Raw genomic sequence first — 20,443 nt, forward strand, 5'->3', positions numbered from 1 at the left:
CATGGGCTAGGGTCTGTTGCCGTTTCGCGCACGGCTTGCGTCGAAATGCCAACAGACCCCAGGCATCCGTCAGTGACGGCGCCAGTGCTTGTGGTGCTTCTTGTGTTTCTTGCCATGGTAGTGGCGGTGATGCTTGCCGCGACGGTCATCGTCATAGCTGGCATTGCCCATGTAGTTGCCCAGTGCGCCACCGGCGCCGCCACCGACTGCCGCACCGACCACGCCGCCGGTGTTGCCACCAACCTGCTGCCCGACGACGTTGCCACCGGCTGCGCCCAGCGCGCCGCCAATGGCGGCTTCAGTACGGCTGCGGCGATCCGCGCCGACCATGCTGCCGGCAGCGCCACCGAGACCGGCACCGACCGCAGCGCCAGTGTTGCCACCGACCTGCTGACCAACCATCGCACCCACTGCGCCACCTAGTGCGCCGCCCAGGCCGGCCTCGGTATTGCCGGCAAAGGCAAAACCGCCGCTAGTCAGGCCAAGGGAAAGAAGAGTTGCAGAGACTTCATGGACACCTCGATAACAGAAACCGCCAGATGGCGAGCGTTATGCCATTGACCAGCGATTTCTGTACGAGGTTCCTGGCCGCCGGTCAGCTGGTTGCGCTGCTGCCCAGCAGATTGCCGCCGCTGGCAGCCTGCAGGCGGATGGCGACGAACTTGCTGGTCGGTGTGCTGCTGCCGACGCCGGCGCTTTCCAGCGGCACCAGCGGATTGGCTTCGGGGAAGTAAGCAGCGGCCTGGCCGGCCGGGATATCGAAAGCGAGCAGGGTGAAACTGCTCACCCGGCGTTCGATGCCATCGTTCCACAACGAGCGGATGTCCACCTTCTGACCGGGCTTGAAGCCCAGGCGCAGGATGTCCGCCTCGTTGGCGAAGAGCACATCGCGCTGCCCGCGCACGCCGCGATAACGGTCGTCGAGGCCGTACACCGTGGTGTTGTACTGATCGTGCGAGCGCAGGGTCTGCAGGATCAGATCCGGCGTCTCACCGCTTTCGCGCACCTGCGGGGGCAGCAGGTCGTCGAGCAGCGCATTGGCCTTGAAATTGGCCTTGCCGGATGCCGTTTTCCACTGGCGCGCGCCGGCCGAGTTGCCGAGGTAGAAGCCGCCGGGGTGAGCGACACGCTGGTTGAAATCCTGGAAGCCGGGGATGGTGTCGGCGATCAGCTCGCGGATGCGGTCGTAATCGGCGATCAGCGCGCCCCAGTCCACCGGGTGGTTGCCCAGAGTGGCCTTGGCGATCCCGGCGACGATGGCCGGCTCCGAACGCATCTCGCTGCCGGAGAGCGGTTCGAGCTGACCGTAGGAGGCGTGGATCATGCTAAACGAATCTTCCACCGTCACCGCCTGCGGGCCGCTGGCCTGCAGGTCGATATCGGTACGGCCGAGGCACGGCAGGATCAGCGCGTCGCGGCCGACGGTGAGGTGACTGCGATTGAGCTTGGTGCTGATCTGCACGGTGAGCTCGCAGCTCTGCAGCGCCTTGTGCGTACGCGGGCTGTCCGGCGTGGCCTGGGCGAAGTTGCCGCCGAGGCCGATGAATACCTTGGCCTGGCCGTCGATCATGGCGTTGATCGCCTCGACGGTGTTGTGGCCATTCTCGCGCGGTACCTTGAACTGAAAGCGCTTTTCCAGGGCGTCTAGCAGCGTGACCGGCGGGCGGTCGTTGATGCCCATGGTGCGGTCGCCCTGCACGTTGCTGTGTCCACGTACCGGGCACAGGCCGGCGCCGGGGCGGCCGAGGTTGCCGCGCAGCAGTTGCAGGTTGACGATTTCCTGGATGGTGGCCACCGAATGGTGGTGCTGGGTGATGCCCATGGCCCAGCAGATGATGACCCGCTCGGCGCGGCGGTACATGCGCGCCGCCTGTTCGATCTCCTGCAGGCTGAGGCCGGACTGAGCCTGCAGCGCCTCCCAGCTGCAGTCGTCGAGCAGCTTCAGGTAGGCCTCGACACCATCGGTGTGCTCGGCGATGAAGGCATGGTCGAACACCGCTGCTTCACCCTTGGCCTGCGCCTCGCGCTCCCACTGCAGGAGGAACTTGGCGATGCCGCGCATGGCGGCCATGTCGCCGCCCAGGGCCGGACGGAAGAACGCGGTGTTCAGCGGCTCGGAGCCGTTGGTGAGCATCTCCAGCGCGTGTTGCGGATGCTGGAAGCGCTCCAGGCCACGCTCCTTCAGTGGGTTGAAGCAGACCACCTGGGCGCCGCGTTTGACCGCCTCGCGCAGCGGTTCGAGCATGCGCGGGTGGTTGGTGCCGGGGTTCTGGCCGAGGACGAAAATGGCGTCGGCATGCTCGAAATCGTTGAAAGTCACGCTGCCCTTGCCGATGCCCACGCTTTGGCCGAGGGCGACGCCGCTGGCCTCGTGGCACATATTCGAGCAGTCGGGGAAGTTGTTGGTGCCATAGGCGCGCACGAACAACTGGTAGAGGTATGCCGCCTCGTTGCTGGCCCGGCCGGAGGTGTAGAACTCGGCGTGATCCGGACTCGGCAGCGCCTTCAGATGCCTGGCAATCAGGGCGAAGGCTTCGGCCCAGGTGGTCTTCGTGTAGCGATCGGTGCTGGCGTCATAGCGCATTGGGTGGGTCAGGCGGCCCTGGTATTCGAGCCAGTAGTCGCTCTGCTCGCGCAGTTGGCTGACCGTGTAGCGGGCAAAAAAGGCCGGGTCCACGCGGCGTTTGGTGGCTTCCCAGTTGACCGCCTTGGCGCCGTTCTCGCAGAACTTGATGTGACCGTCCTCGGGCGAATCGCCCCAGGCGCAGCCGGGGCAGTCGAAGCCGCCGTTCTGGTTGGTCTTGAGCAGCGCGCGCAGGTTCTTGAACGGCTGCTTGCTGTCCAGCCAGAAGCGGGTCACGGCGTTCAGTGCACCCCAGCCAGCGGCTGGGCCTTTGTAGGGCTTATAGCGAGGATTGACGGGTTGCAGGCTCATGGTCGTTCTTCTTCGTCAGGCGCGGGGCTGTAGACCCGCGGCGTGCTGTGATGGGGCAGGTGGATCAGGTTGAGGCGGTGGCGCCGCGCCCACTCCACGGTCAGGGCGGTAGGGGCGGACAGGCTCACCAGGGTGCCGATGCCGGCACGTACTGCCTTGTGCAGCAGTTCCAGGCTGCAGCGACTGGTGACCAGGGCGAAGCCACCGTGAGTGTCGATACGTTCGCGGGCGATGGCGCCGATCAGCTTGTCCAGGGCGTTATGGCGACCGATGTCTTCGCGGCACAGACGAATCTCACCGCTGGCATCGATGAACAGGGCGGCATGCAGCGCGCCGCTGTGGCGTGCCAGTTGTTGTTGCTCACCGATGCGCTCGCGCAGTCCGGTGAGATGTTCAAGTGGCGGTAATGCTGCGCCGGGTAGGGCGGTCAGGGCCGGTAGCGCCTGTTCCAGTGCATCCACACCGCACAGGCCACAACCACTGGTGCCAGCCATTTGCCGGCGTTGCTGCTTGAGCGCCCAGAAGGCACGGCTGCTGACCTGCAAGCGGGCTTCGCGGCTGTCACCGAGGCCGCGCAACTGGATGTCATAGATGTCGTCGATTGACTTGATCAGGTCGTTGCCAAAACTGAAGCCGACGGCAAAATCTTCCAGGTGATGGGGCGAAACCATCATCACCGCCTGGTTCAGGTCGTTGTAGCTGATCGCCAGGGCACATTCTTCGGCCAGTGCAGCGTGCTGCGCGCGACCGTCACCGAGTTCGGCGTAGGTATAGGCACTGGCAATGTGCGGCTGGGCGGCTGGCTTGGCCATCGAGGCGCGCTCTGTGACAGATTGACACAGCTAAGCCTAGGCCCATGGGCGGGAAGCGTCTAATCGTTGGCTTTGATGTGTTGATCGAGCAAATCTATCAAGCGTTCGCCAGCCACTCTCGTGCCTCTTCGAAACAGGCTTGCGCGAGCGGTGAGGCAGGGGCGCCGCGGCGCATGATCAGGCCCTGAGGTGCCAGGGTATGAGCGTCCTCGATGGGTAGCAGGCGCAGATGACCGTCGGTCGGTGCACCGTCGGCCGGTAATGGCATGACGCTGCAGCACAGCCCGGCGCTGACCGCTTGAGTCAGGTGGTGCACGGCATCGGCCTCCAGGCGTACCTGCGGGCTCAGGCCGCGAGCACGGAAGCTGTGATCGATGGACAGGCGAAAGTGCATGCCGGTGGAGAGCAGGCCCAGGGGCAGGTTGGCCAACTGCTCCCAGCGCAGGCTGCTGCTGACGAAGTGGAAATGCCGCTGATCGTAGAGCAGGCCCATGCGTGCTTCGGCCAGCTCCAGGCTGGCGAAGTGCTCGCGGTCGAGGCGGTCAAGATAGGACAGGCCAAGGTCGAGCTGATTACGTACCAGTCCCTCGAGAATCTGATCGCTGCTCAGCGCGTGCAACTGGAAACGCAGCCCCGGGTGACGCTCGGCGAACAGACTGATCAGGCGCATCGGGTCGAAACTGGCCAGCGGCACCACGCCCAGGCGCAGGGTGCCCACCAGGTGCCCACGACAGGCTGCAGCTTCGGCGAGCAGGCCATCCTGTGCGGCCAGCACACTGCGTGCCCAGGCCAGGATACGCTCACCTTCGGCGCTGAAGCCCTCGAAACGCTGGCCGCGACGGACCAGCTCCAGACCCAGCTCGTCTTCCAGTTGGCGCAAGCGCATGGACAGCGTCGGCTGGGTCACGTGGCAGCGCGCAGCGGCCTGACCGAAGTGGCGGGTCTCGTCGAGGGCGACGAGGAATTTGAGCTGCTTTATATCCATGGGGGCTCCTGGTTTGCCCGGATTCTAATGCGCGAACGCTAATCAGGGGTGTTTCCTGAACTAGACTTTGGTCTCCGGGCGCTTTGCCCGGTCATTCGCAAGGAACGAGAGGAATTGCCATGAGTCTGTTTGCCTTTGTCAAAGACGCCGGGGTCAAACTCTGGGAGTCACTGGTGGGTCAGGAGGCGCAGGCCGCCGAATCGCTCAAGGAACATGTTGCCAAGGTTGGCCTGGGCAACCCCAACATCGAGGTCAGCGTCGAGGGCGACAAGGTCATCGCTCGCGGCGAAGTGGCCAGCCAGGAAGAGAAGGAAAAGATTCTCCTGGCGCTGGGCAACGTGGCCGGTGTCGGTGAGGTCGATGATCAGATCAGCGTGACCATGCCCGCGCCCGAAGCGCGCTTCGTCACGGTCAAGAAGGGCGACACGCTGAGTGCGATTGCCAAGGCCGAGTACGGCAATGCCAATGCCTACATGAAGATATTCGAGGCCAACAAGCCGATGCTCAGTCACCCGGACAAGATCTATCCGGGGCAGGTTTTGCGCATTCCCGAATAAACCCGCGCTCAGGTGCGGCGGGGGCTTGGCCTTGGCGGCGATCGGCATCATTCACGATCGCCGGCAAGCCGGCTCCTACAGTGAGGGCGTCGCAGGCAGCCCCAGCACCAACTCCCGGTAGTCCTCCACTGCGGCGAACTCCTCGGTATCTTTAGGCCCGGCCTGGCTGTCTGGTTGGCGCACGGCGAGCAGATTGGCGACGCCAAAGCGTCCGGCGCTACGCAGGATCGGCAGGCTGTCGTCGATGAACAGGGCCCTCGCAGGGTCGAAGTCGACATCCTGGCGCAGGGCGAACCAGAACTGCTGATCCTCCTTGGGGAAACCGTAGTCGTGGGAGCTGATCAGGCGTTCGAACCAGGGCGCCAGCTCGACGCGTTCCAGTTTCAGTGACAGTGAGTCGCGGTGCGCGTTGGTGATCAGCACCACGCGCTTGCCCGCTTCGCGCAGGGCGCGCAGAAACAGTTCTGCATCGGTGCGCAGGGCGATCAGGTGCGCGACCTCGCGCTTGAGCTCGCGGATCGACAGCCGCAGCTCGCGGCTCCAGAAGTCGGTGCAGTACCAGTTCAGCGTACCGGCATGCTCGCGAAACAGCGGTAGCAGCTCGGCCTCGGCCAGCGCCAGGCTGACGCCATGGTGCTCGGCGTAGCGCTGCGGCAGGTGGGTGAGCCAGAAGTGGTTGTCGAAGTGCAGGTCGAGCAACGTGCCGTCCATGTCCAGCAGGACGGTGTCGATCTGCTGCCAGGGTAGTACGGGCATGCGCATCTCTCTGATCGGGAACAATTGTTCCGTGGCCTGTTTCGCCTTGATGCAATCTCGGCCACGGATAATGGCGAAAGCCGCTGTATGATAACCCGCTCGGTCCCGCCAAGGAGTCGCCTCATGCGCCAAAAGCCCACGGTTCTCGCTCGCGAAATTGTCGCCAGCAGCCGTCTGTTTCGTGTCGAGGAAGTGCAGTTGCGCTTCTCCAACGGCACGGAGCGCACCTATGAGCGACTGGTCGGCAAGGGCTCGGGCTACGGCGCGGTGATGGTGGTGGCGATGCTCGACGCCGAGCACGCGGTGCTGATCGAGGAGTATTGCGGCGGCACCGATGATTACCAGCTGTCGCTGCCCAAAGGCCTGATCGAGCCGGGTGAAGACGTGTTGGTGGCAGCCAACCGCGAGCTCAAGGAAGAGGCCGGTTTCGGCGCGCACGAACTGGAGTACATCACCGAACTGAGCCTGTCGCCTGGTTACATGAGCCAGAAGATTCAGGTGGTGCTGGCGCGCAATCTGTATGAAGAGCGCCTGCCGGGTGACGAGCCCGAGCCGATGCGGGTCGACCGCATCAGCCTGCGCGAGCTGTCCAGCCTGGCCAAGCACGAACAGTTCAGTGAAGGCCGCGCACTGGCGGCGCTGTACCTGGTGCGCGACCTGCTGACTCAGCGCGGGGAGTACCGTCCATGAGCCATCCCTACATCCCCAAGGTAATCGACCTGGTTCGTGCCGCCGGCGCGGCGACCCTGCCGTACTGGCGCAGCGATGTGGCGGTGACGGAGAAGGCCGATGCCTCGCCGGTGACCGCCGCCGACCTGGCCGCGCACCATATCCTGCTCGATGGCCTGCAGGCGCTGGCGCCGGAGGTGCCGGTGCTGTCGGAGGAGGCCGCCGACATTCCGCTGGCTGAGCGCGCCGCCTGGACGCGTTGGTGGCTGGTCGATCCGCTCGATGGCACCAAGGAATTCATCGCCGGCTCCGAAGAGTTCACGGTCAATGTCGCGTTGATCGAACAGGGACGAGTGGTCTTCGGTGTGGTGGGTATTCCCGCCAATGGCCGCTGCTATTACGGCGGCGCTGGTCTGGGCGCCTGGTGTAGCGACGTGCCGGGCAAGGAGTATTCGATCAGCGTGCGCCTGGCGCCTGCGCAGGGTTTCACCCTGGTAGCCAGCAAACGTCACTCCAGCGCCGCGCAGGAAACTCTGCTGGTGGGGCTTTCCGCGCGTTTCGGCGAGCCGGCGCTGGCCAATATCGGCAGTTCGCTGAAGTTCTGTCTGCTGGCCGAAGGCAATGCCGACTGCTACCCGCGTCTGGCGCCTACCTCGCAGTGGGACACCGCCGCGGCACAGGGCGTGCTGGAAGGGGCGGGTGGCGAAGTGCTGAATCTGGCCGGCGAAGTGCTGACCTACGAGGCGCGCGAATCCTTTCTCAACCCCTCGTTTCTGGCCTTGCCGGCCGCCGCCGAGTGGCGTGGCGAGCTGATCGAGCTAGCGCGGGCGCTTTAATCGTAGGGCGGGTGCAACCCGCCGTGACAGTGGCGGGTTGCACCCGCCCTACGGGAACGAGCCAAGCTCAATCGAGCATATCGCTGTAGCGCGCGTCCTTCCTGAATACCAGCGGCTGGTCGAAGCCAGGCACCTTCACTTCTTCGGTGGTGATGGAGATCGCCTGGTCGTCGATCATGTCGTTGCCGAAGTTGTAGATGATGTCCAGTTTGCCCTGCAGAGCAAGTTGGTCGTACGCGGCTGCGGCGGCACGGGTGCCCTCGCGGCGTGCCAGGTAGGCATCGAATGCAGCCTGGCCATGACGCTTACGCAGCATGCGCTCGGTCACGTGTGGGGCCAGCACCAGGGCGCTGGCGTTGTTGCCGCCGAAGCCCTTGGAGTTGATGAAGGCCACGTCCAGCGCCTGCTCACCCACCTTGCGGTCTTCGGTGGACAGGCTTAGATGATCCTGGTGCACGTCGCCAGCGACTGCGTCGATGGTCTTCAAGCCCGGCACGATGCCGTACTTGAAGGCGCCGAGGGCGCCGATAACCTGGTCGCCGCTGGCGGTGGCCAGGGAGTGGCCGACGAAGGCCTTCACTGCGGTGACCGGCCATTGCTCGATGCCGAAGGCCGCCGCGACGCGGTCGAGGATTTCCGACTCGGTGACGCGGTTGGCCGGTGTGCTGGAGCCATGGGCGTGGACGAAGCTGCGGTTGCGCACGGCGTCCAGACCGAGCAGTTGCACGGCGCTGGCCACGGCCTTGGCCACGGTCAGGTAGTTGCCCGGGCCGGGGGCGGAAATGGATTTCTTGAAGCCATCGGCGTTGATGAACACGTCCGGCACCGCGCCGTGGATGTCGGCGCCCAGCTCCAGGGCCAGTTCGTCGTCCATCAGCACCACGAACTGGCAGGCTTCGGCCAGGGTGAAGCCGCAGTTGTCGCCGAACGGGCGGCTGGCGCGGCGGAAGTCCACGTCGCTCTTGCCCTCGATCTGACGCAGGCCTTCTTCGGTGGCCAACGCACCCATAGCGCCGTAACCCTCGATGCATTCCTGGTTGATCGGTGCCTCGCTGCTGCCGACGATCACCACGCGTGCCTTGCCGCTGGCGATCTGCTCGATGCCCTTCTGCAGGTTGTAGAGGAAGGTGGCGCAGGCGCCGGTGATGCTGCCGGTGGTGCCGACGCTGCCGAGCACGTAGGCGTTGATGAAGTCCGCCGGCATGGTATTGAGGCCCAGGGCCAGCTGTTTGGCCGTGACGCGGCCACCCTTGAGGCGCGACTGCATCATGCCGCCGAAGCCGTTCTCGTCGAGCTGGCTCATGATGCAGCTGGCGAACACGGCGATTTCGTCTGGTGCGACATGTTGAACGATGCGCTGCCAATCGATGCCGACCGAACGCAGGGCGTCTGTGACGCCGACCACGGTCATGGCCAGGCCGCGCGGGTGGAAGCGCGAATTGTACAGCTCGCTCGGCTCGAAGCCGGTGGGCAACTGGCCGGCGGATTTCACTGCCAGCGGGCGATAGCTGTCGACCTTGAATTCGCAACTGTCATGCAGGGTGACGCGTACTTCGTTGCCTTCGAGCTCTTCGACCGACCAGTTGGCCGGCAGTGGCTCGGGCAATTGCTTGCGCTGGGTGATGAAACTCAGGCTGGCGCCATTGGCGGGGGCGACGCTGATGCTCTTCTGCCAATGGGCCGCGTCCGGGTCCAGGTGCTGCTTTTCTAGGCGGCGCACGAGGGTGCCGGCCAGAATCTCCTTGGCGTAGCGGCTTTCGATCTCCGCCAGACTGAGTGCTTGACCGTCCTGATCGCGGTACTGGCCGTCGACCACGCGCACCAGCTTCATCATCTGCGCCAGCCCGGCCAGGGTTTCCTGGCGCGCCTGGGGTTCCAGCGACTCCTGCACGGTACGGCGAAAACCATGGTGGAAGGAGCTGCGCCCGGCTGCGTTGTAACCCCCAAAACCCACGATCACAGGTAAGCGCGACATAACTCAAAAGCTCCTGAACAAGGCCAGCGCGACGCCAGGCCGGCGCCTTGGGCGCGGGCGGGGTCATAGGGCGGTGGCATTTGGAAAATTTCGGCTGCCTAACCTGACGTGGATCATGACCGTCGAGTCACTCATTCGTCCAATGTCGTGGCAAGTGCGGCGCGTGTCGCGGATGGGATGGGACTTTGCAAGGGCCGAGGGTGCGCCTGGCGCACCCTCGAACAGCGAGCCCGCCAGGCGGTGGGCTCGAAGGGCTCAGCTCTGGTAGCTGATATGTCCATCCACCAGCGTGTAGCGCACCGCGCCGGGCAGGCAATGGCCGATGAACGGGCAGTTGCTGCCCTTGGAGTACCACTGCTCGCCAGCGACGGTGGAGGCCTGCGCATCGAACAGCACGATATCGGCAGCGCCACCAACGCTCAGCGTGCCGGCCGGCAGGCGCAATGCGGCGGCTGGGCCACTGGTCAAACGTGCCAGCAGCGTCGGCAGATCCAGCAGGCCGTCCTGCACCAGGCTCATGGCCAGCGGCAGCTGCAGTTGCACGCTGCTGATGCCCGGCTCGGTGGCGGCGAAGGGCGCCAGCTTGGCGTCGCGTTCGTGCGGTTGGTGGTGGCTGGCGATGGCCGAGATCACTCCGGCCTTTACCGCTTCGCGCAGACCGTCGCGGTCGGCCCGCGAGCGCAGTGGTGGCTGTACGTGATAGAGACTGGAAAAATCGATCAGCGCCTCATCGGTGAGGATCAGTTGGTACAGCGCCACGTCGGCGGTCACCGGCAGACCACGTGCCTGGGCGGAGGCGATCAGCTCGGCGCCGCGGGCGCTGGTGATCTGGCTGAAGTGCGCGCGCACGCCGCTCTGTTCCACCAGCAGCAGGTCGCGGGCCAGGGCCACGGTCTCGGCGGTTTCCGGGATGCCGGCCAGGCCGAGGAAGCTGGCGGTCGGGCCCTCATGCGCCAGCCCGCCTTCGGCCAGGTCGGCATCCTGCGAATGGAAGATCACCTGCAAGTCGAAGGTGGCCGCATATTCCAGCGCGCGGCGCAGGGTGCGGCTGCTGCGGAAGTTGTCCAGGCCGTTACCGAAGGCGACGCAACCGGCATCGCGCAGGGCAACCAGCTCGGCCAGTTGTTCGCCAGCCAGCCCCTTGCTCAGCGCGCCAATGGGGAAGACCTTGGTGTGTCCGGCTTCGCGGGCGCGGTCGAGAATCAGCTCGGCCACCGCCGAGGTATCCAGCACCGGCTTGGTGATCGGAGGGCAGCACAGGCTGGTGACGCCGCCGGCCGCAGCCGCCAGGGTTTCCGTGGCGATGCTGCCCTTGCGGCTATAGCCTGGCTCGCGCAGGGCCACGGACAGGTCGACAAGGCCGGGGGCAGCGATCAGTCCTTGGGCGTCGAGCGTCTTGTCGGCGACGAAGCCAGCAGGCGCCTGGCCGATGGCGGCCAGCTTGGTGCCGTCGATATAGAGGTCAGTGACCTGATCCAGGCCGCTGGCCGGGTCGATCACGCGAGCGCCGAGGATTGCGGTACGCATCAGTTGGCCTCCTCGGCGTTGAGTTGACGTTGGGCGTTCTGCCCGCTCATGGCCATCGACAGCACGGCCATGCGGATGGCGATGCCGTAGGTGACCTGGTTGAGGATCACCGACTGCGGGCCGTCAGCCACTGCCGACTCGATCTCCACGCCGCGGTTGATCGGGCCTGGGTGCATCACCAGGGCATCCGGCTTGGCCAGTTTCAGGCGCTGCTCGGTGAGGCCGAACAGGCGATAGAACTCGCCCTCGCTGGGCAGCAGGCCGCCCTGCATGCGCTCGCGCTGCAGGCGCAGCATGATCACCACGTCGACGTCCTTGAGGCCTTCATTGGCATCACTGAATACGCGCACACCGTAGCTTTCCTCCAGGCCGACGGGCAGCAGGGTCTTCGGCGCAATGACGCGGATATCCGGGCAGCCCAGGGTCTTCAGCGCCAACATGTTCGAGCGTGCCACCCGCGAGTGCAGGATGTCGCCGACGATGGCCACCGACAGGTTCTCGAAGTCGCCCTTGTGACGGCGGATGGTGAGCATGTCGAGCATGCCCTGGGTCGGGTGCGCGTGACGGCCGTCACCGCCGTTGATGATCGCCAGGTTCGGACACACGTGTTCGGCGATGAAGTGCGCGGCGCCGGAGTCGGCATGGCGCACGACGAAGATGTCGGCGGCCATGGCTTCGAGGTTGCGCAGGGTGTCGAACAGCGTCTCGCCCTTGCTGGTGGAACTGGTCGACACGTTGAGGCTGATGACGTCGGCGGACAGGCGCTGGGCGGCCAGCTCGAAGGTGGTGCGGGTGCGTGTGGAGTTCTCGAAGAACACGTTGCACACAGTCTTGCCGCGCAGCAGCGGCACCTTCTTCACGGCACGCGCGCCGACTTCGAGGAAGGAGTCGGCGGTGTCGAGAATCTCCGTCAGCAGCTCGCGCGGCAGGCCGTCGAGTGAGAGGAAATGGCGCAGTTGGCCTTGGTCATTGAGCTGCAGCGGGCGCTTGGCGGCGAGTGGCGTCATCGCAGGGTTCTCAGTTGGCGAGCGTCTGGAGTTCGAGGGTCAGCGGCGTGGGTCCGGACAATTTTACCCGCTCGTTGGTTGCTAGCGACAGGGTGGCACCGACCACATCGGGACGGATCGGCAGCTCGCGGGCATTCAGGTCGAGCAGGCTGACCAGGGTCACGCTGGCGGGGCGGCCGTAATCGAACAGTTCGTTCAGTGCGGCGCGGATGGTGCGCCCGCTCATCAGCACGTCGTCGATCAGCACCAGGTGCTGGCCTTCGATCTCGAAGGGCAGTTCGGACGGTTGCACCTGCGGGTGCAGGCCGTTCTGGGTGAAATCATCGCGGTAGAAGGACACGTCGAGCACGCCCAGTGCGTCATCGCGCCCCAGGGCGGCAAGCAGGGCCTGGGCGACCCAGACGCCGCCGGTACGGATGCCGATGAAGCGCGGCTCGCTGATCTGGCGTTGGTTCAGGTGCTGGGTCAGGGCGCTGGCCATGGCCGGCAGCAGGTCGTTGGGATTGGGTAGCATGGCGAAACTCCAAATATGAACAGCTTCTGAGAGCGTAAGCGAGGCCGCCGAGGCAAGGCAAAAACAGGCGAGGAAGCGCAGTTTACGAGTTGTAAATGAGCATTCCGAGCCTGTTTTTAACGCAGCATCGGCAACGCAGGTAGCTCTCAGACCGTGCAGTTTTCCTCTAGCCATCCCTGCAGCAGCAGGGCGGCGGCAATGGAGTCGACCGGGCGCTCGCGATAGCCGCCACTCTGGCCTTCGCGCAGGCGCTGGCCCTTGGCCTCGAAGGTGGTCAGACGTTCGTCGTGGGTGTAGGCCGGCAGGTTGAAGCGGCCGTTGAGGCGGCGGGCGAATTTCTCGGCGCGGGCGCTCATTTCGCTGGGCGTGCCGTCCATGTTCAGCGGCAGGCCGACCACCACGGCGTCCGGTTGCCACTCCTTGATCAGCGCTTCGACGCGGTTCCAGTCCGGCACGCCGTTCTGCGCCTTGAGCACGCACAGCTCCCGGGCCTGGCCGGTGATCACCTGGCCGACGGCGACGCCGATCTGCTTGGTGCCATAGTCGAAACCCAGCAGCAGGCGCAGTGGCTTGTCGCTCATCAGGCGTGCCCGACCTGCGAGGTCAGCAGGCTGAGGTTGACGCCCAGGCGCGCGGCTGCGGCATCGAGGCGCTGGTCGAACGGCAGGTCGAAGAGAATGCTGCTGTCGGCGGGGCAGGTCAGCCAGGCGTTGTCGGCCAGTTCGGCCTCCAGTTGTCCGGCATCCCAGCCGGCATAGCCGAGGCTGATCAGGTAGCGGTCCGGGCCGCTGCCGTCGGCGATGGCGAACAGCACATCCTGCGAGGTGGACAGGCCCAGCTCGCCCAGCTCCAGGGTCGCCTGGAACTGCGGACCAGCGGGATGCAGGACGAAGCCGCGGTCGGTCTGTACCGGGCCACCGGCGAAGATCGGCAGGCTGTGGCACAGTGCCGCGGGCTCCTCATCAGGGCGTAGTTGCTCCAGCACATCGGCCAGGTTGAGGCCATTGGGCTTGTTGATCACCAGGCCCATCGCGCCCTGCTCGTTGTGTTCGACCAGGTAGGTGACGGTTTGCGCGAAATTCGGATCGTCCATGTGCGGCATGGCGATCAGGAAGTGGTGCTTGAGCGAGGTAGGGGCTGAGTTCTTCATGGCGGCTAGTTTCGGCTTTAAGCCGCCGGGCTTCAAGCCATAGGGCAACGCAGGGCGCCCGCGGCTTCGTATGCTGGCCGTTTCGATCGACGCTCTAGTTGCTCGACAGGCGATCACCGCGCTCGAAGCGCCAGGTGCGGATGATCTCCAGGCGGTCGATATCAGCCAGGTCGCCGGTGAAGGGCGCATAGGGCGCGGCCAGGCGCACGATGCGCTGCGCGGCCTGGTCGAGCATGGCCTGGCCGGACGATTCCAGCACCTGGACCTCGTACAGCGAGCCGTCACGGTTGATCGACACCAGCAGGCGCAGGCTGCCATAGATGCGCTGACGACGAGCATCGTCGGGATAATTCAGGTTGCCGATGCGCTCGACCTTCTTGCGCCATTCGTCCTTGTACCAGGCGCCCTTGTCGCGCATGGTCGAGGCAGCATTGAGGCGGTGGATCTTCGGGCGTTTGGCATAGGCCTGCACCTCCTGCGCCAGTTCCGCTTCCAGGCTGGCGATCTCGGCGGACAACTGAGCAGAGTCGAACACTGGCGCAGGCTGGGTTTGAGGCACCTGCTTGGTTTCTTCGCGTTTGACCGGGGTTTTCTGCTGCTGCGGTGCGCGTGTGGCGACTGCAGCCTTGGGGACTTCCTGTCTGGTGGCAGGCTGCTGCGGGGTGGCGGGCGGGGTGACCTTGCGCACCTCGCTGTCCTGGAAGGGCGCCTGCTCGGTGGTTTTGGGGGCTGCGGCATGTTCCAGCGTACCGCTGCCTTGCTGGTTGTCCTGTGCCAGGAAGTCCGCCTCCTTGGGCTTCTCTTCGCTCTTGAAGGTGGACAGGGTGATTTCCAGCGTCTTGCTTATCTCTGGCGGCGACTCCAGGGTGAAGCCGACGCCAAGAATCAGCGCCACATGCAGCGCTGCGGCGAGAAACAGGGTGAACCCCAGGCGATCCGCCGGACGGACGGTGGCGGAGGGCACAGTGGTTGGGGTGGCTGCTGCGTTCATCGCGTATCGGGTCGGCTTTCGAATGAGGCGCAGTCTGCCGGGTAGCAGTGGGCGCCTGCAAGTTGCAGGCGCCAGGCTGCCACTTGCGTCAAGCTTTTAGCCCGCGCTTGTTGGCAATGCAGTCCATCAGGCGTTCGCCGATACGGGTATCGAAGGCGGCGTCGATCTCGCGGATGCAGGTCGGGCTGGTGACATTGATTTCTGTCAGATGATCACCAATCACATCGAGTCCGACGAAGATCAGGCCCTTTTCGCGCAGGGTAGGCCCGACTGCTACGGCAATTTCGCGATCGCGCTCGGTCAGCGGGCGCGCCTCGCCGCGGCCGCCGGCGGCCAGGTTGCCGCGGGTCTCCCCGGCAGCCGGAATGCGTGCCAGGCAATAGGGTACCGGTTCCCCATCTATCATCAGGATGCGCTTGTCACCGTCCTTGATTGCCGGCAGGTAGGCCTGAACCATGATCTGCTGGCGACCATGCAGGGTCAGGGTTTCCAGAATCACCGAGAGATTCGGGTCGCCTTCGCGGTGACGAAAGATTTGCGAACCACCCATGCCATCAAGGGGTTTGAGAATGATGTCACGGTGCTCATCGGCAAACTGGCGCACAATGTCGGGGCGCCGAGTGACCAGAGCGGGGGGGGTGTACCGAGGGAACTGGGTAGCGAAGAACTTTTCATTGCAGTCGCGCAGACTCTGCGGCCGATTGACCACCAGTACGCCGTCGTTCTCGGCCTGCTCAAGCAGGTAGGTGGAGTAGACGAATTCGTTATCGAAAGGTGGATCCTTGCGCATCAGGATCACGTCCAGTTCGGCCAGCGGTGTGTCCTGTTCCGTACCAAGGGTGAACCAGCGCTGCGGATCATTGAACACTTCCAGAGAACGCAGGCGGGCACGGGCCTGGCCGCGAACCTGATAGAGATCCTGCTGCTCCATGTAGAACAGCGACCAGCCGCGTGCTTGAGCGGCCAGCAACATGGCCAGCGAGCTGTCCTTCTTGAAGGAAATGCTGGCAATCGGATCCATGACGATCCCGAGACGAAGGCTCATGGGGGAAATCTCCGCGAGATTAAGAGGGTTGAGGTCTGGTTGGCTATGCCTTGTGAGGCTGTCAGGGTGGCGTTGGCGATGGCCTTGGTCAAGGGCTGGCGCAGCCCCGGCAGGCTTATAGATTGCATCTGGAGAGTGTGCTACAAAGGCCCGACGACTGGGTCAAGGCCCATCGGCAACAGGGCCTCAGGCATACTGATAACGTGAATATAACGACTCACCGAGGCGATGGTAGGGCGAACATGGAACAGCATTCCGAGGGTTTGAAAGTGATGGTGATCGACGATTCGAAAACGATTCGTCGCACCGCTGAAACTCTGCTGAAAAAAGTGGGCTGTGATGTCATCACTGCGGTCGATGGCTTCGATGCCCTGGCCAAGATTGCCGACACTCACCCCAGCATCATCTTTGTCGACATCATGATGCCGCGTCTCGATGGGTATCAGACCTGTGCCCTGATCAAGAACAACAGTGCCTTCAAATCCACCCCGGTGATCATGCTGTCCTCCAAGGACGGCCTGTTCGACAAGGCCAAGGGGCGCATCGTCGGCTCCGATCAATACCTGACCAAGCCCTTCAGCAAGGAAGAGCTGCTCGGTGCGATCAAGGCTCATGTGCCGGACTTCACCCCGGTGGAACAAGCCTCCTGACGTTCCGGCCTGACCGCCGTACGCCACTTCTGTATTGGGAAACACCATGGCTCGAATTCTAATTGTTGATGACTCCCCGACCGAGATGTACAAGCTGACCGCCATGCTGGAAAAACATGGGCACCAGGTACTCAAGGCGGAAAACGGCGCTGACGGCGTGGCTCTGGCTCGCCAGGAAAAGCCCGACGCGGTGCTGATGGACATCGTCATGCCCGGCCTCAACGGCTTTCAGGCGACCCGTCAGCTGACCAAGGACGCCGAGACCAGCCACATCCCGGTGATCATCGTCACCACTAAGGATCAGGAAACCGACAAGGTCTGGGGCAAGCGCCAAGGCGCCAAGGACTACCTGACCAAGCCGATCGACGAAGATACCTTGCTGAAGACCCTCAATGCGGTACTGGCCGGCTGATGCCGTGCTGTCCGTGTACTAAATAAAAAGAAGGCCAAGGCTGGCATGTCCGCGCAGACTCCTTTCCAGATTCTCCTTGAGATTGACCAGCGCTGCCGGGTCTTGGCGGCTGGCCTGCCGTCGCAGCAGGCGGCGGTGCAGAGCTGGAGCGGCATCGGCTTTCGCATGGGCGAGCGATTCTTCGTCGCGCCGATGGGGGAAGTGGGAGAAGTGCTGCACGAGCCGCGCTACACCCTGCTGCCGGGTGTGAAGGGCTGGGTCAAAGGGGTGGCCAATGTGCGTGGCCGCCTGCTGCCGATCATGGATCTGTGCGGGTTCTTCGGTAATGAACTGTCGCCGCTGCGCAAGCAGCGGCGAGTGCTGGTGGTGGACCACCAGGAAATCTTCGCTGGCCTTACCGTCGACGAAGTCTTCGGTATGCAGCATTTCCCCGTGGATGCCTACTCAGAACAACTGCCGCCTCTCGAGGCGAGCATTGCGCCGTTCATCCACGGTGTCTTCCAGCGAGAACAGCCCTGGTTGGTATTCAGCCCCTACGCGCTGGCTGCCGATCCGGGTTTTCTCGATGTGGCTTATTAAAAATTTATCGGTTGGGTCGGTTCTGCCGGCCTTTTGGCGTTACATGGGAACCGTAGTGCGGTCGGTCCAGGCGGGGGCCAGATAATGAAAAAACTAAATACAGGCAATTTGTTGGCGGGGGCACGCAGCAGTACGCTGATCGCAGCGCTGTTCGTCGTGCTTATCGTTTCCATCGTGCTGTTGTTCGCGAACTTCGCCTACATCAACACCCAGTCCAACTACGATACCGAGTACATCAGCCACTCCGGTGAGCTGCGCGTACTGTCCCAGCGGATCGCCAACAACGCCACTGAGGCTGCGGCGGGCAAGGCAGAGGCATTCGGCCTGCTGCGTGCTGCGCGTAACGACTTCCAGCGGCGCTGGAGTTACCTGACCGACGGTGATGCCAATACCGGCCTGCCTCCGGCACCTTCTTCGGTGCAAGCGCAGATGGCTGCGGTGCAGCAGGACTGGGACAGCCTGCGGCAGAACACCGACGCCATTATTGCCAGTGAGCAGACCGTACTGTCGCTGCACCAGGTAGCCGCCACCCTGGCGGAAACCATTCCGCAATTGCAGGTCGAGTACGAGGAAGTGGTCGACATCCTGCTGGAAAGCGGTGCGCCGGCTGCCCAGGTCTCTGTGGCCCAGCGTCAGTCGCTGCTGGCCGAGCGTATTCTCGGCTCGGTGAACAAGGTGCTGGCCGGTGACGAAGATTCGGTACAGGCCGCCGACATGTTCGGTCGTGATGCCAGCCTGTTCGGTCGCGTACTGGCCGCCATGCTCGAAGGCAACGCGGCGATGGAAATCAGCCAGGTGACCGACGAGGAGGCCCTCGAGCGTCTGGCCGAGATTTCCGAGCTGTTCGAATTCGTATCCGGTTCGGTGGACGAGATTCTCGAGACCTCGCCGGAACTGTTCCAGGTTCGTGAGTCGGCCAACTCCATCTTCACCGTGTCGCAGACCTTGCTGGATAAAGCCTCCGAGCTGGCTGCCGGCTTCGAAGACCTGGCTGACGGCCGTGCCATCAACACCCTGTTCGGCTACGTGCTGGGTGGTCTGGCGCTGGGTTCGATCATCCTCATCGGTCTGGTGATGGTGCGTGAGACCAACCGTCGTCTGGCCGAGACCGCCGAGAAGAACGAACGTAACCAGGCGGCGATTCTGCGTCTGCTCGATGAAATCGCCGACCTCGCCGACGGTGACCTGACCGTGGCCGCGACGGTAACCGAAGACTTCACCGGTGCCATCGCCGACTCCATCAACTACTCCATCGACCAGCTGCGCGACCTGGTAGCCACCATCAACCTGACCGCCGTTCAGGTAGCCGGTGCGGCCCAGGAAACCCAGGCCACGGCGATGCACCTGGCGGAAGCGTCCGAGCACCAGGCGCAGGAAATTGCCGGTGCCTCCGCGGCGATCAACGAAATGGCCGTGTCGATTGACCAGGTATCGGCGAACGCCTCGGAATCCTCCGCGGTAGCGGAACGTTCCGTAGCCATCGCCAACAAGGGCAACGAAGTCGTACACAACACCATCACCGGCATGGATAACATCCGTGAGCAGATCCAGGACACCTCGAAGCGAATCAAACGCCTCGGTGAATCGTCCCAGGAGATCGGTGACATCGTTAGCCTGATTAACGACATTGCCGACCAGACCAACATCCTTGCACTGAACGCCGCGATCCAGGCGTCGATGGCCGGTGATGCCGGTCGCGGCTTCGCCGTGGTAGCGGACGAGGTACAACGCCTCGCAGAACGTTCCTCGGCGGCGACCAAGCAGATCGAGGCGCTGGTAAAAACCATTCAGACCGACACCAACGAAGCCGTTATCTCCATGGAGCAGACGACTTCCGAAGTGGTGCGCGGTGCCCGCCTGGCGCAGGACGCCGGGGTGGCCCTGGAAGAGATCGAGAAGGTATCGAAAACCCTCGCGGCCCTCATCCAGAACATTTCCAACGCCGCCCGCCAGCAGGCTTCGTCTGCGGGCCACATTTCCAACACCATGAACGTGATCCAGGAGATCACCTCGCAGACGTCCTCGGGTACCACCGCCACCGCCAAGAGCATTGGTAACCTGGCCAAGATGGCCAGTGAGATGCGCAAGTCGGTATCCGGTTTCACCCTGCCAGACGCCTGATAAAGGAGTGCGGAGGCTGGCTGCAGCCTCCGCTACACAGCCATGACCCAGGGCGAAGGTATGCAGTCAGCGGGCGTGTGGGCATTGCGCCCGGTGGCCGATATGTCGCAAGCCGATTTTCACGACTGGCAGACGCTGCTCGAGGCGCGTATCGGTGTGGTGATCAGCGAGCAGCGGCGCGCCTTTCTGCAGACCAACCTGAGTGCGCGCATGCGCGAACTGGGCGTCACGGATTACGCCAGCTACTACCAACAGGTCACCGATGGCCCACGCGGCGCAGTGGAATGGTCGACCCTGCTGGATCGTTTGACCGTACAGGAAACTCGTTTCTTCCGGCATGGGCCTTCCTTCGAGGTGCTCGCGCAGTACCTGCAGGAGCGCCTGGCGGCAGGCCTGGGCAAGCCCTGGGAGTTCTGGAGCGTCGGTTGCTCCAGTGGTGAAGAGCCCTATTCGCTGGCGATTATGGCGGCTGAGGCGCTACAGGGCAGCGAGTTGCCCGAGCATTTTGCGGTAACCGGCACCGATATCAGCCAGGGCGTGCTGAGCAAGGCGCGTGAGGCCTGTTACTCGGCGCGGCGCCTGGAGCAAGTGAGTGACGAGCTGCGCGAGCGCTACTTTCTCGCGCAGGCCGATGGGCGTTTCAAGGTAGTACCGAGTCTGGCCGCGCGTGTGTGCTGTGCCCGGCTCAATGTGCTGGAACTGGCCAATGCGCCAATGTCCGGCATGGATGTGATTTTCTGTCAGAACTTGCTGATCTATTTCCGCCGCTGGCGTCGCCGCGACATCCTCAATCGCCTGGCCGAAAGCCTGGCGCCGGGTGGCCTGCTGGTCGTGGGCGTGGGCGAAGTAGCCGGTTGGCAGCACCCGCAACTGGTGCCGGTGGCCGACGAGCGAGTTCTGGCGTTTACCCGCAAGGGATAAG

21 protein-coding genes are annotated in these 20,443 nt (G+C 63.9%); 8 read left to right on the forward strand and 13 right to left on the reverse strand.

Features of this window, described 5'->3' with window-relative positions; translation table 11 throughout:
- Positions 1 to 69: 69 nt before the first annotated feature.
- The 4 genes from BLT86_RS21295 to BLT86_RS21310 all read right to left on the reverse strand — a co-directional run bounded on the left by BLT86_RS21295 (position 70) and on the right by BLT86_RS21310 (position 4,732).
- Positions 70 to 480: a YMGG-like glycine zipper-containing protein gene (locus BLT86_RS21295; RefSeq protein WP_055984511.1), complete on the reverse strand. Its 411-nt coding sequence runs from the start codon at positions 478 to 480 to the stop codon at positions 70 to 72.
- Between the two features lie 115 nt (positions 481 to 595).
- Positions 596 to 2,935: an FdhF/YdeP family oxidoreductase gene (locus BLT86_RS21300; protein ID WP_003458760.1), complete on the reverse strand. Its 2,340-nt coding sequence runs from the start codon at positions 2,933 to 2,935 to the stop codon at positions 596 to 598.
- A complete protein-coding gene (fdhD, locus tag BLT86_RS21305) occupies positions 2,932 to 3,747 on the reverse strand; it encodes a formate dehydrogenase accessory sulfurtransferase FdhD (protein WP_003458763.1) in 816 nt (271 codons plus the stop codon). The genes BLT86_RS21300 and fdhD overlap by 4 nt, the downstream gene beginning before the upstream one ends.
- 97 nt (positions 3,748 to 3,844) lie before the next feature.
- Positions 3,845 to 4,732: a LysR family transcriptional regulator gene (locus BLT86_RS21310; protein ID WP_074855182.1), complete on the reverse strand. Its 888-nt coding sequence runs from the start codon at positions 4,730 to 4,732 to the stop codon at positions 3,845 to 3,847.
- A 119-nt stretch (positions 4,733 to 4,851) separates the two neighbouring features.
- On the opposite strand from BLT86_RS21310, the gene lysM reads away from it, so the two are divergent.
- Entirely contained in the window at positions 4,852 to 5,289 is a 438-nt protein-coding gene (gene lysM / locus BLT86_RS21315) for a peptidoglycan-binding protein LysM (protein ID WP_092379427.1), read from the forward strand.
- 75 nt (positions 5,290 to 5,364) lie between these two features.
- Here the strand turns inward: lysM and yrfG are convergent, their stop codons facing one another.
- The gene (gene yrfG / locus BLT86_RS21320) at positions 5,365 to 6,045 is read right to left on the reverse strand and encodes a GMP/IMP nucleotidase (protein WP_092380472.1); all 681 of its coding nucleotides are present in this window, start codon (positions 6,043 to 6,045) and stop codon (positions 5,365 to 5,367) included.
- A 123-nt stretch (positions 6,046 to 6,168) separates the two neighbouring features.
- Here yrfG and nudE point away from each other — a divergent pair, with 123 nt between their 5' ends.
- Entirely contained in the window at positions 6,169 to 6,735 is a 567-nt protein-coding gene (gene nudE / locus BLT86_RS21325; RefSeq protein ID WP_084340969.1) for an ADP compounds hydrolase NudE, read from the forward strand.
- Complete coding sequence (gene cysQ, locus BLT86_RS21330; protein ID WP_092379430.1) at positions 6,732 to 7,550, forward strand: 3'(2'),5'-bisphosphate nucleotidase CysQ; 819 nt, start codon at positions 6,732 to 6,734, stop codon at positions 7,548 to 7,550. Before nudE ends, cysQ begins: the two co-directional genes overlap by 4 nt.
- Before the next feature lie 67 nt (positions 7,551 to 7,617).
- Here the strand turns inward: cysQ and BLT86_RS21335 are convergent, their stop codons facing one another.
- The 8 genes from BLT86_RS21335 to gshB form a co-directional block, all read right to left on the reverse strand.
- On the reverse strand, positions 7,618 to 9,525 hold the full coding sequence (locus BLT86_RS21335; protein WP_092379433.1) for a beta-ketoacyl synthase: 1,908 nt from the start codon (positions 9,523 to 9,525) through the stop codon (positions 7,618 to 7,620).
- 255 nt (positions 9,526 to 9,780) lie between these two features.
- The gene (locus BLT86_RS21340) at positions 9,781 to 11,052 is read right to left on the reverse strand and encodes a dihydroorotase (protein ID WP_003458775.1); all 1,272 of its coding nucleotides are present in this window, start codon (positions 11,050 to 11,052) and stop codon (positions 9,781 to 9,783) included.
- The gene (locus BLT86_RS21345) at positions 11,052 to 12,059 is read right to left on the reverse strand and encodes an aspartate carbamoyltransferase catalytic subunit (protein ID WP_003458776.1); all 1,008 of its coding nucleotides are present in this window, start codon (positions 12,057 to 12,059) and stop codon (positions 11,052 to 11,054) included. The genes BLT86_RS21340 and BLT86_RS21345 overlap by 1 nt, the downstream gene beginning before the upstream one ends.
- A gap of 10 nt (positions 12,060 to 12,069) precedes the next feature.
- Positions 12,070 to 12,573 carry a bifunctional pyr operon transcriptional regulator/uracil phosphoribosyltransferase PyrR gene (gene pyrR, locus BLT86_RS21350; RefSeq protein ID WP_092379436.1) on the reverse strand — a complete coding sequence of 168 codons (504 nt, stop codon included), beginning with the start codon at positions 12,571 to 12,573 and terminating at the stop codon, positions 12,070 to 12,072.
- 146 nt (positions 12,574 to 12,719) lie between these two features.
- Entirely contained in the window at positions 12,720 to 13,157 is a 438-nt protein-coding gene (gene ruvX, locus BLT86_RS21355; RefSeq protein ID WP_092380475.1) for a Holliday junction resolvase RuvX, read from the reverse strand.
- Positions 13,154 to 13,723, reverse strand: coding sequence for a YqgE/AlgH family protein (locus BLT86_RS21360; RefSeq protein ID WP_092379439.1), 570 nt, complete (start codon positions 13,721 to 13,723; stop codon positions 13,154 to 13,156). The genes ruvX and BLT86_RS21360 overlap by 4 nt, the downstream gene beginning before the upstream one ends.
- A 94-nt stretch (positions 13,724 to 13,817) precedes the next feature.
- A complete protein-coding gene (locus tag BLT86_RS21365; RefSeq protein ID WP_084340973.1) occupies positions 13,818 to 14,714 on the reverse strand; it encodes an energy transducer TonB in 897 nt (298 codons plus the stop codon).
- Between the two features lie 88 nt (positions 14,715 to 14,802).
- Positions 14,803 to 15,759: a glutathione synthase gene (gshB, locus tag BLT86_RS21370; protein ID WP_084340974.1), complete on the reverse strand. Its 957-nt coding sequence runs from the start codon at positions 15,757 to 15,759 to the stop codon at positions 14,803 to 14,805.
- Between the two features lie 242 nt (positions 15,760 to 16,001).
- On the opposite strand from gshB, the gene pilG reads away from it, so the two are divergent.
- The 5 genes from pilG to BLT86_RS21395 all read left to right on the forward strand — a co-directional run bounded on the left by pilG (position 16,002) and on the right by BLT86_RS21395 (position 20,442).
- A complete protein-coding gene (pilG, locus tag BLT86_RS21375; RefSeq protein ID WP_003458788.1) occupies positions 16,002 to 16,409 on the forward strand; it encodes a twitching motility response regulator PilG in 408 nt (135 codons plus the stop codon).
- 46 nt (positions 16,410 to 16,455) lie between these two features.
- Positions 16,456 to 16,821: a twitching motility response regulator PilH gene (gene pilH / locus BLT86_RS21380; RefSeq protein ID WP_003458790.1), complete on the forward strand. Its 366-nt coding sequence runs from the start codon at positions 16,456 to 16,458 to the stop codon at positions 16,819 to 16,821.
- A 45-nt stretch (positions 16,822 to 16,866) separates the two neighbouring features.
- Positions 16,867 to 17,400: a chemotaxis protein CheW gene (locus BLT86_RS21385; RefSeq protein ID WP_092379444.1), complete on the forward strand. Its 534-nt coding sequence runs from the start codon at positions 16,867 to 16,869 to the stop codon at positions 17,398 to 17,400.
- Between the two features lie 84 nt (positions 17,401 to 17,484).
- The gene (locus tag BLT86_RS21390; protein ID WP_003458793.1) at positions 17,485 to 19,521 is read left to right on the forward strand and encodes a methyl-accepting chemotaxis protein; all 2,037 of its coding nucleotides are present in this window, start codon (positions 17,485 to 17,487) and stop codon (positions 19,519 to 19,521) included.
- A 60-nt stretch (positions 19,522 to 19,581) separates the two neighbouring features.
- The gene (locus tag BLT86_RS21395; protein WP_092380478.1) at positions 19,582 to 20,442 is read left to right on the forward strand and encodes a protein-glutamate O-methyltransferase; all 861 of its coding nucleotides are present in this window, start codon (positions 19,582 to 19,584) and stop codon (positions 20,440 to 20,442) included.
- Position 20,443 lies beyond the last annotated feature (1 nt).

The sequence above is a fragment of the Pseudomonas sihuiensis genome (genome assembly GCF_900106015.1).
Classification (GTDB): Bacteria; Pseudomonadota; Gammaproteobacteria; order Pseudomonadales; family Pseudomonadaceae; genus Aquipseudomonas; species Aquipseudomonas sihuiensis.

Bases quoted from the DNA above. Each gene is read 5' to 3' on its own strand.
- BLT86_RS21310 (WP_074855182.1), bottom strand. From the start codon at position 4,732: ATGGATATAAAGCAGCTCAAATTCCTCGTCGCCCTCGACGAGACCCGC.
- gshB (WP_084340974.1), bottom strand. From the start codon at position 15,759: ATGAGCCTTCGTCTCGGGATCGTCATGGATCCGATTGCCAGCATTTCC.
- BLT86_RS21340 (WP_003458775.1), bottom strand. From the start codon at position 11,052: ATGCGTACCGCAATCCTCGGCGCTCGCGTGATCGACCCGGCCAGCGGC.
- lysM (WP_092379427.1), top strand. From the start codon at position 4,852: ATGAGTCTGTTTGCCTTTGTCAAAGACGCCGGGGTCAAACTCTGGGAG.
- yrfG (WP_092380472.1), bottom strand. From the start codon at position 6,045: ATGCCCGTACTACCCTGGCAGCAGATCGACACCGTCCTGCTGGACATG.
- cysQ (WP_092379430.1), top strand. From the start codon at position 6,732: ATGAGCCATCCCTACATCCCCAAGGTAATCGACCTGGTTCGTGCCGCC.
- BLT86_RS21345 (WP_003458776.1), bottom strand. From the start codon at position 12,059: ATGACGCCACTCGCCGCCAAGCGCCCGCTGCAGCTCAATGACCAAGGC.
- nudE (WP_084340969.1), top strand. From the start codon at position 6,169: ATGCGCCAAAAGCCCACGGTTCTCGCTCGCGAAATTGTCGCCAGCAGC.
- BLT86_RS21360 (WP_092379439.1), bottom strand. From the start codon at position 13,723: ATGAAGAACTCAGCCCCTACCTCGCTCAAGCACCACTTCCTGATCGCC.
- fdhD (WP_003458763.1), bottom strand. From the start codon at position 3,747: ATGGCCAAGCCAGCCGCCCAGCCGCACATTGCCAGTGCCTATACCTAC.
- BLT86_RS21335 (WP_092379433.1), bottom strand. From the start codon at position 9,525: ATGTCGCGCTTACCTGTGATCGTGGGTTTTGGGGGTTACAACGCAGCC.
- BLT86_RS21365 (WP_084340973.1), bottom strand. From the start codon at position 14,714: ATGAACGCAGCAGCCACCCCAACCACTGTGCCCTCCGCCACCGTCCGT.
- BLT86_RS21300 (WP_003458760.1), bottom strand. From the start codon at position 2,935: ATGAGCCTGCAACCCGTCAATCCTCGCTATAAGCCCTACAAAGGCCCA.
- BLT86_RS21385 (WP_092379444.1), top strand. From the start codon at position 16,867: ATGTCCGCGCAGACTCCTTTCCAGATTCTCCTTGAGATTGACCAGCGC.
- BLT86_RS21390 (WP_003458793.1), top strand. From the start codon at position 17,485: ATGAAAAAACTAAATACAGGCAATTTGTTGGCGGGGGCACGCAGCAGT.
- BLT86_RS21395 (WP_092380478.1), top strand. From the start codon at position 19,582: ATGCAGTCAGCGGGCGTGTGGGCATTGCGCCCGGTGGCCGATATGTCG.
- pyrR (WP_092379436.1), bottom strand. From the start codon at position 12,573: ATGCTACCCAATCCCAACGACCTGCTGCCGGCCATGGCCAGCGCCCTG.
- pilG (WP_003458788.1), top strand. From the start codon at position 16,002: ATGGAACAGCATTCCGAGGGTTTGAAAGTGATGGTGATCGACGATTCG.
- pilH (WP_003458790.1), top strand. From the start codon at position 16,456: ATGGCTCGAATTCTAATTGTTGATGACTCCCCGACCGAGATGTACAAG.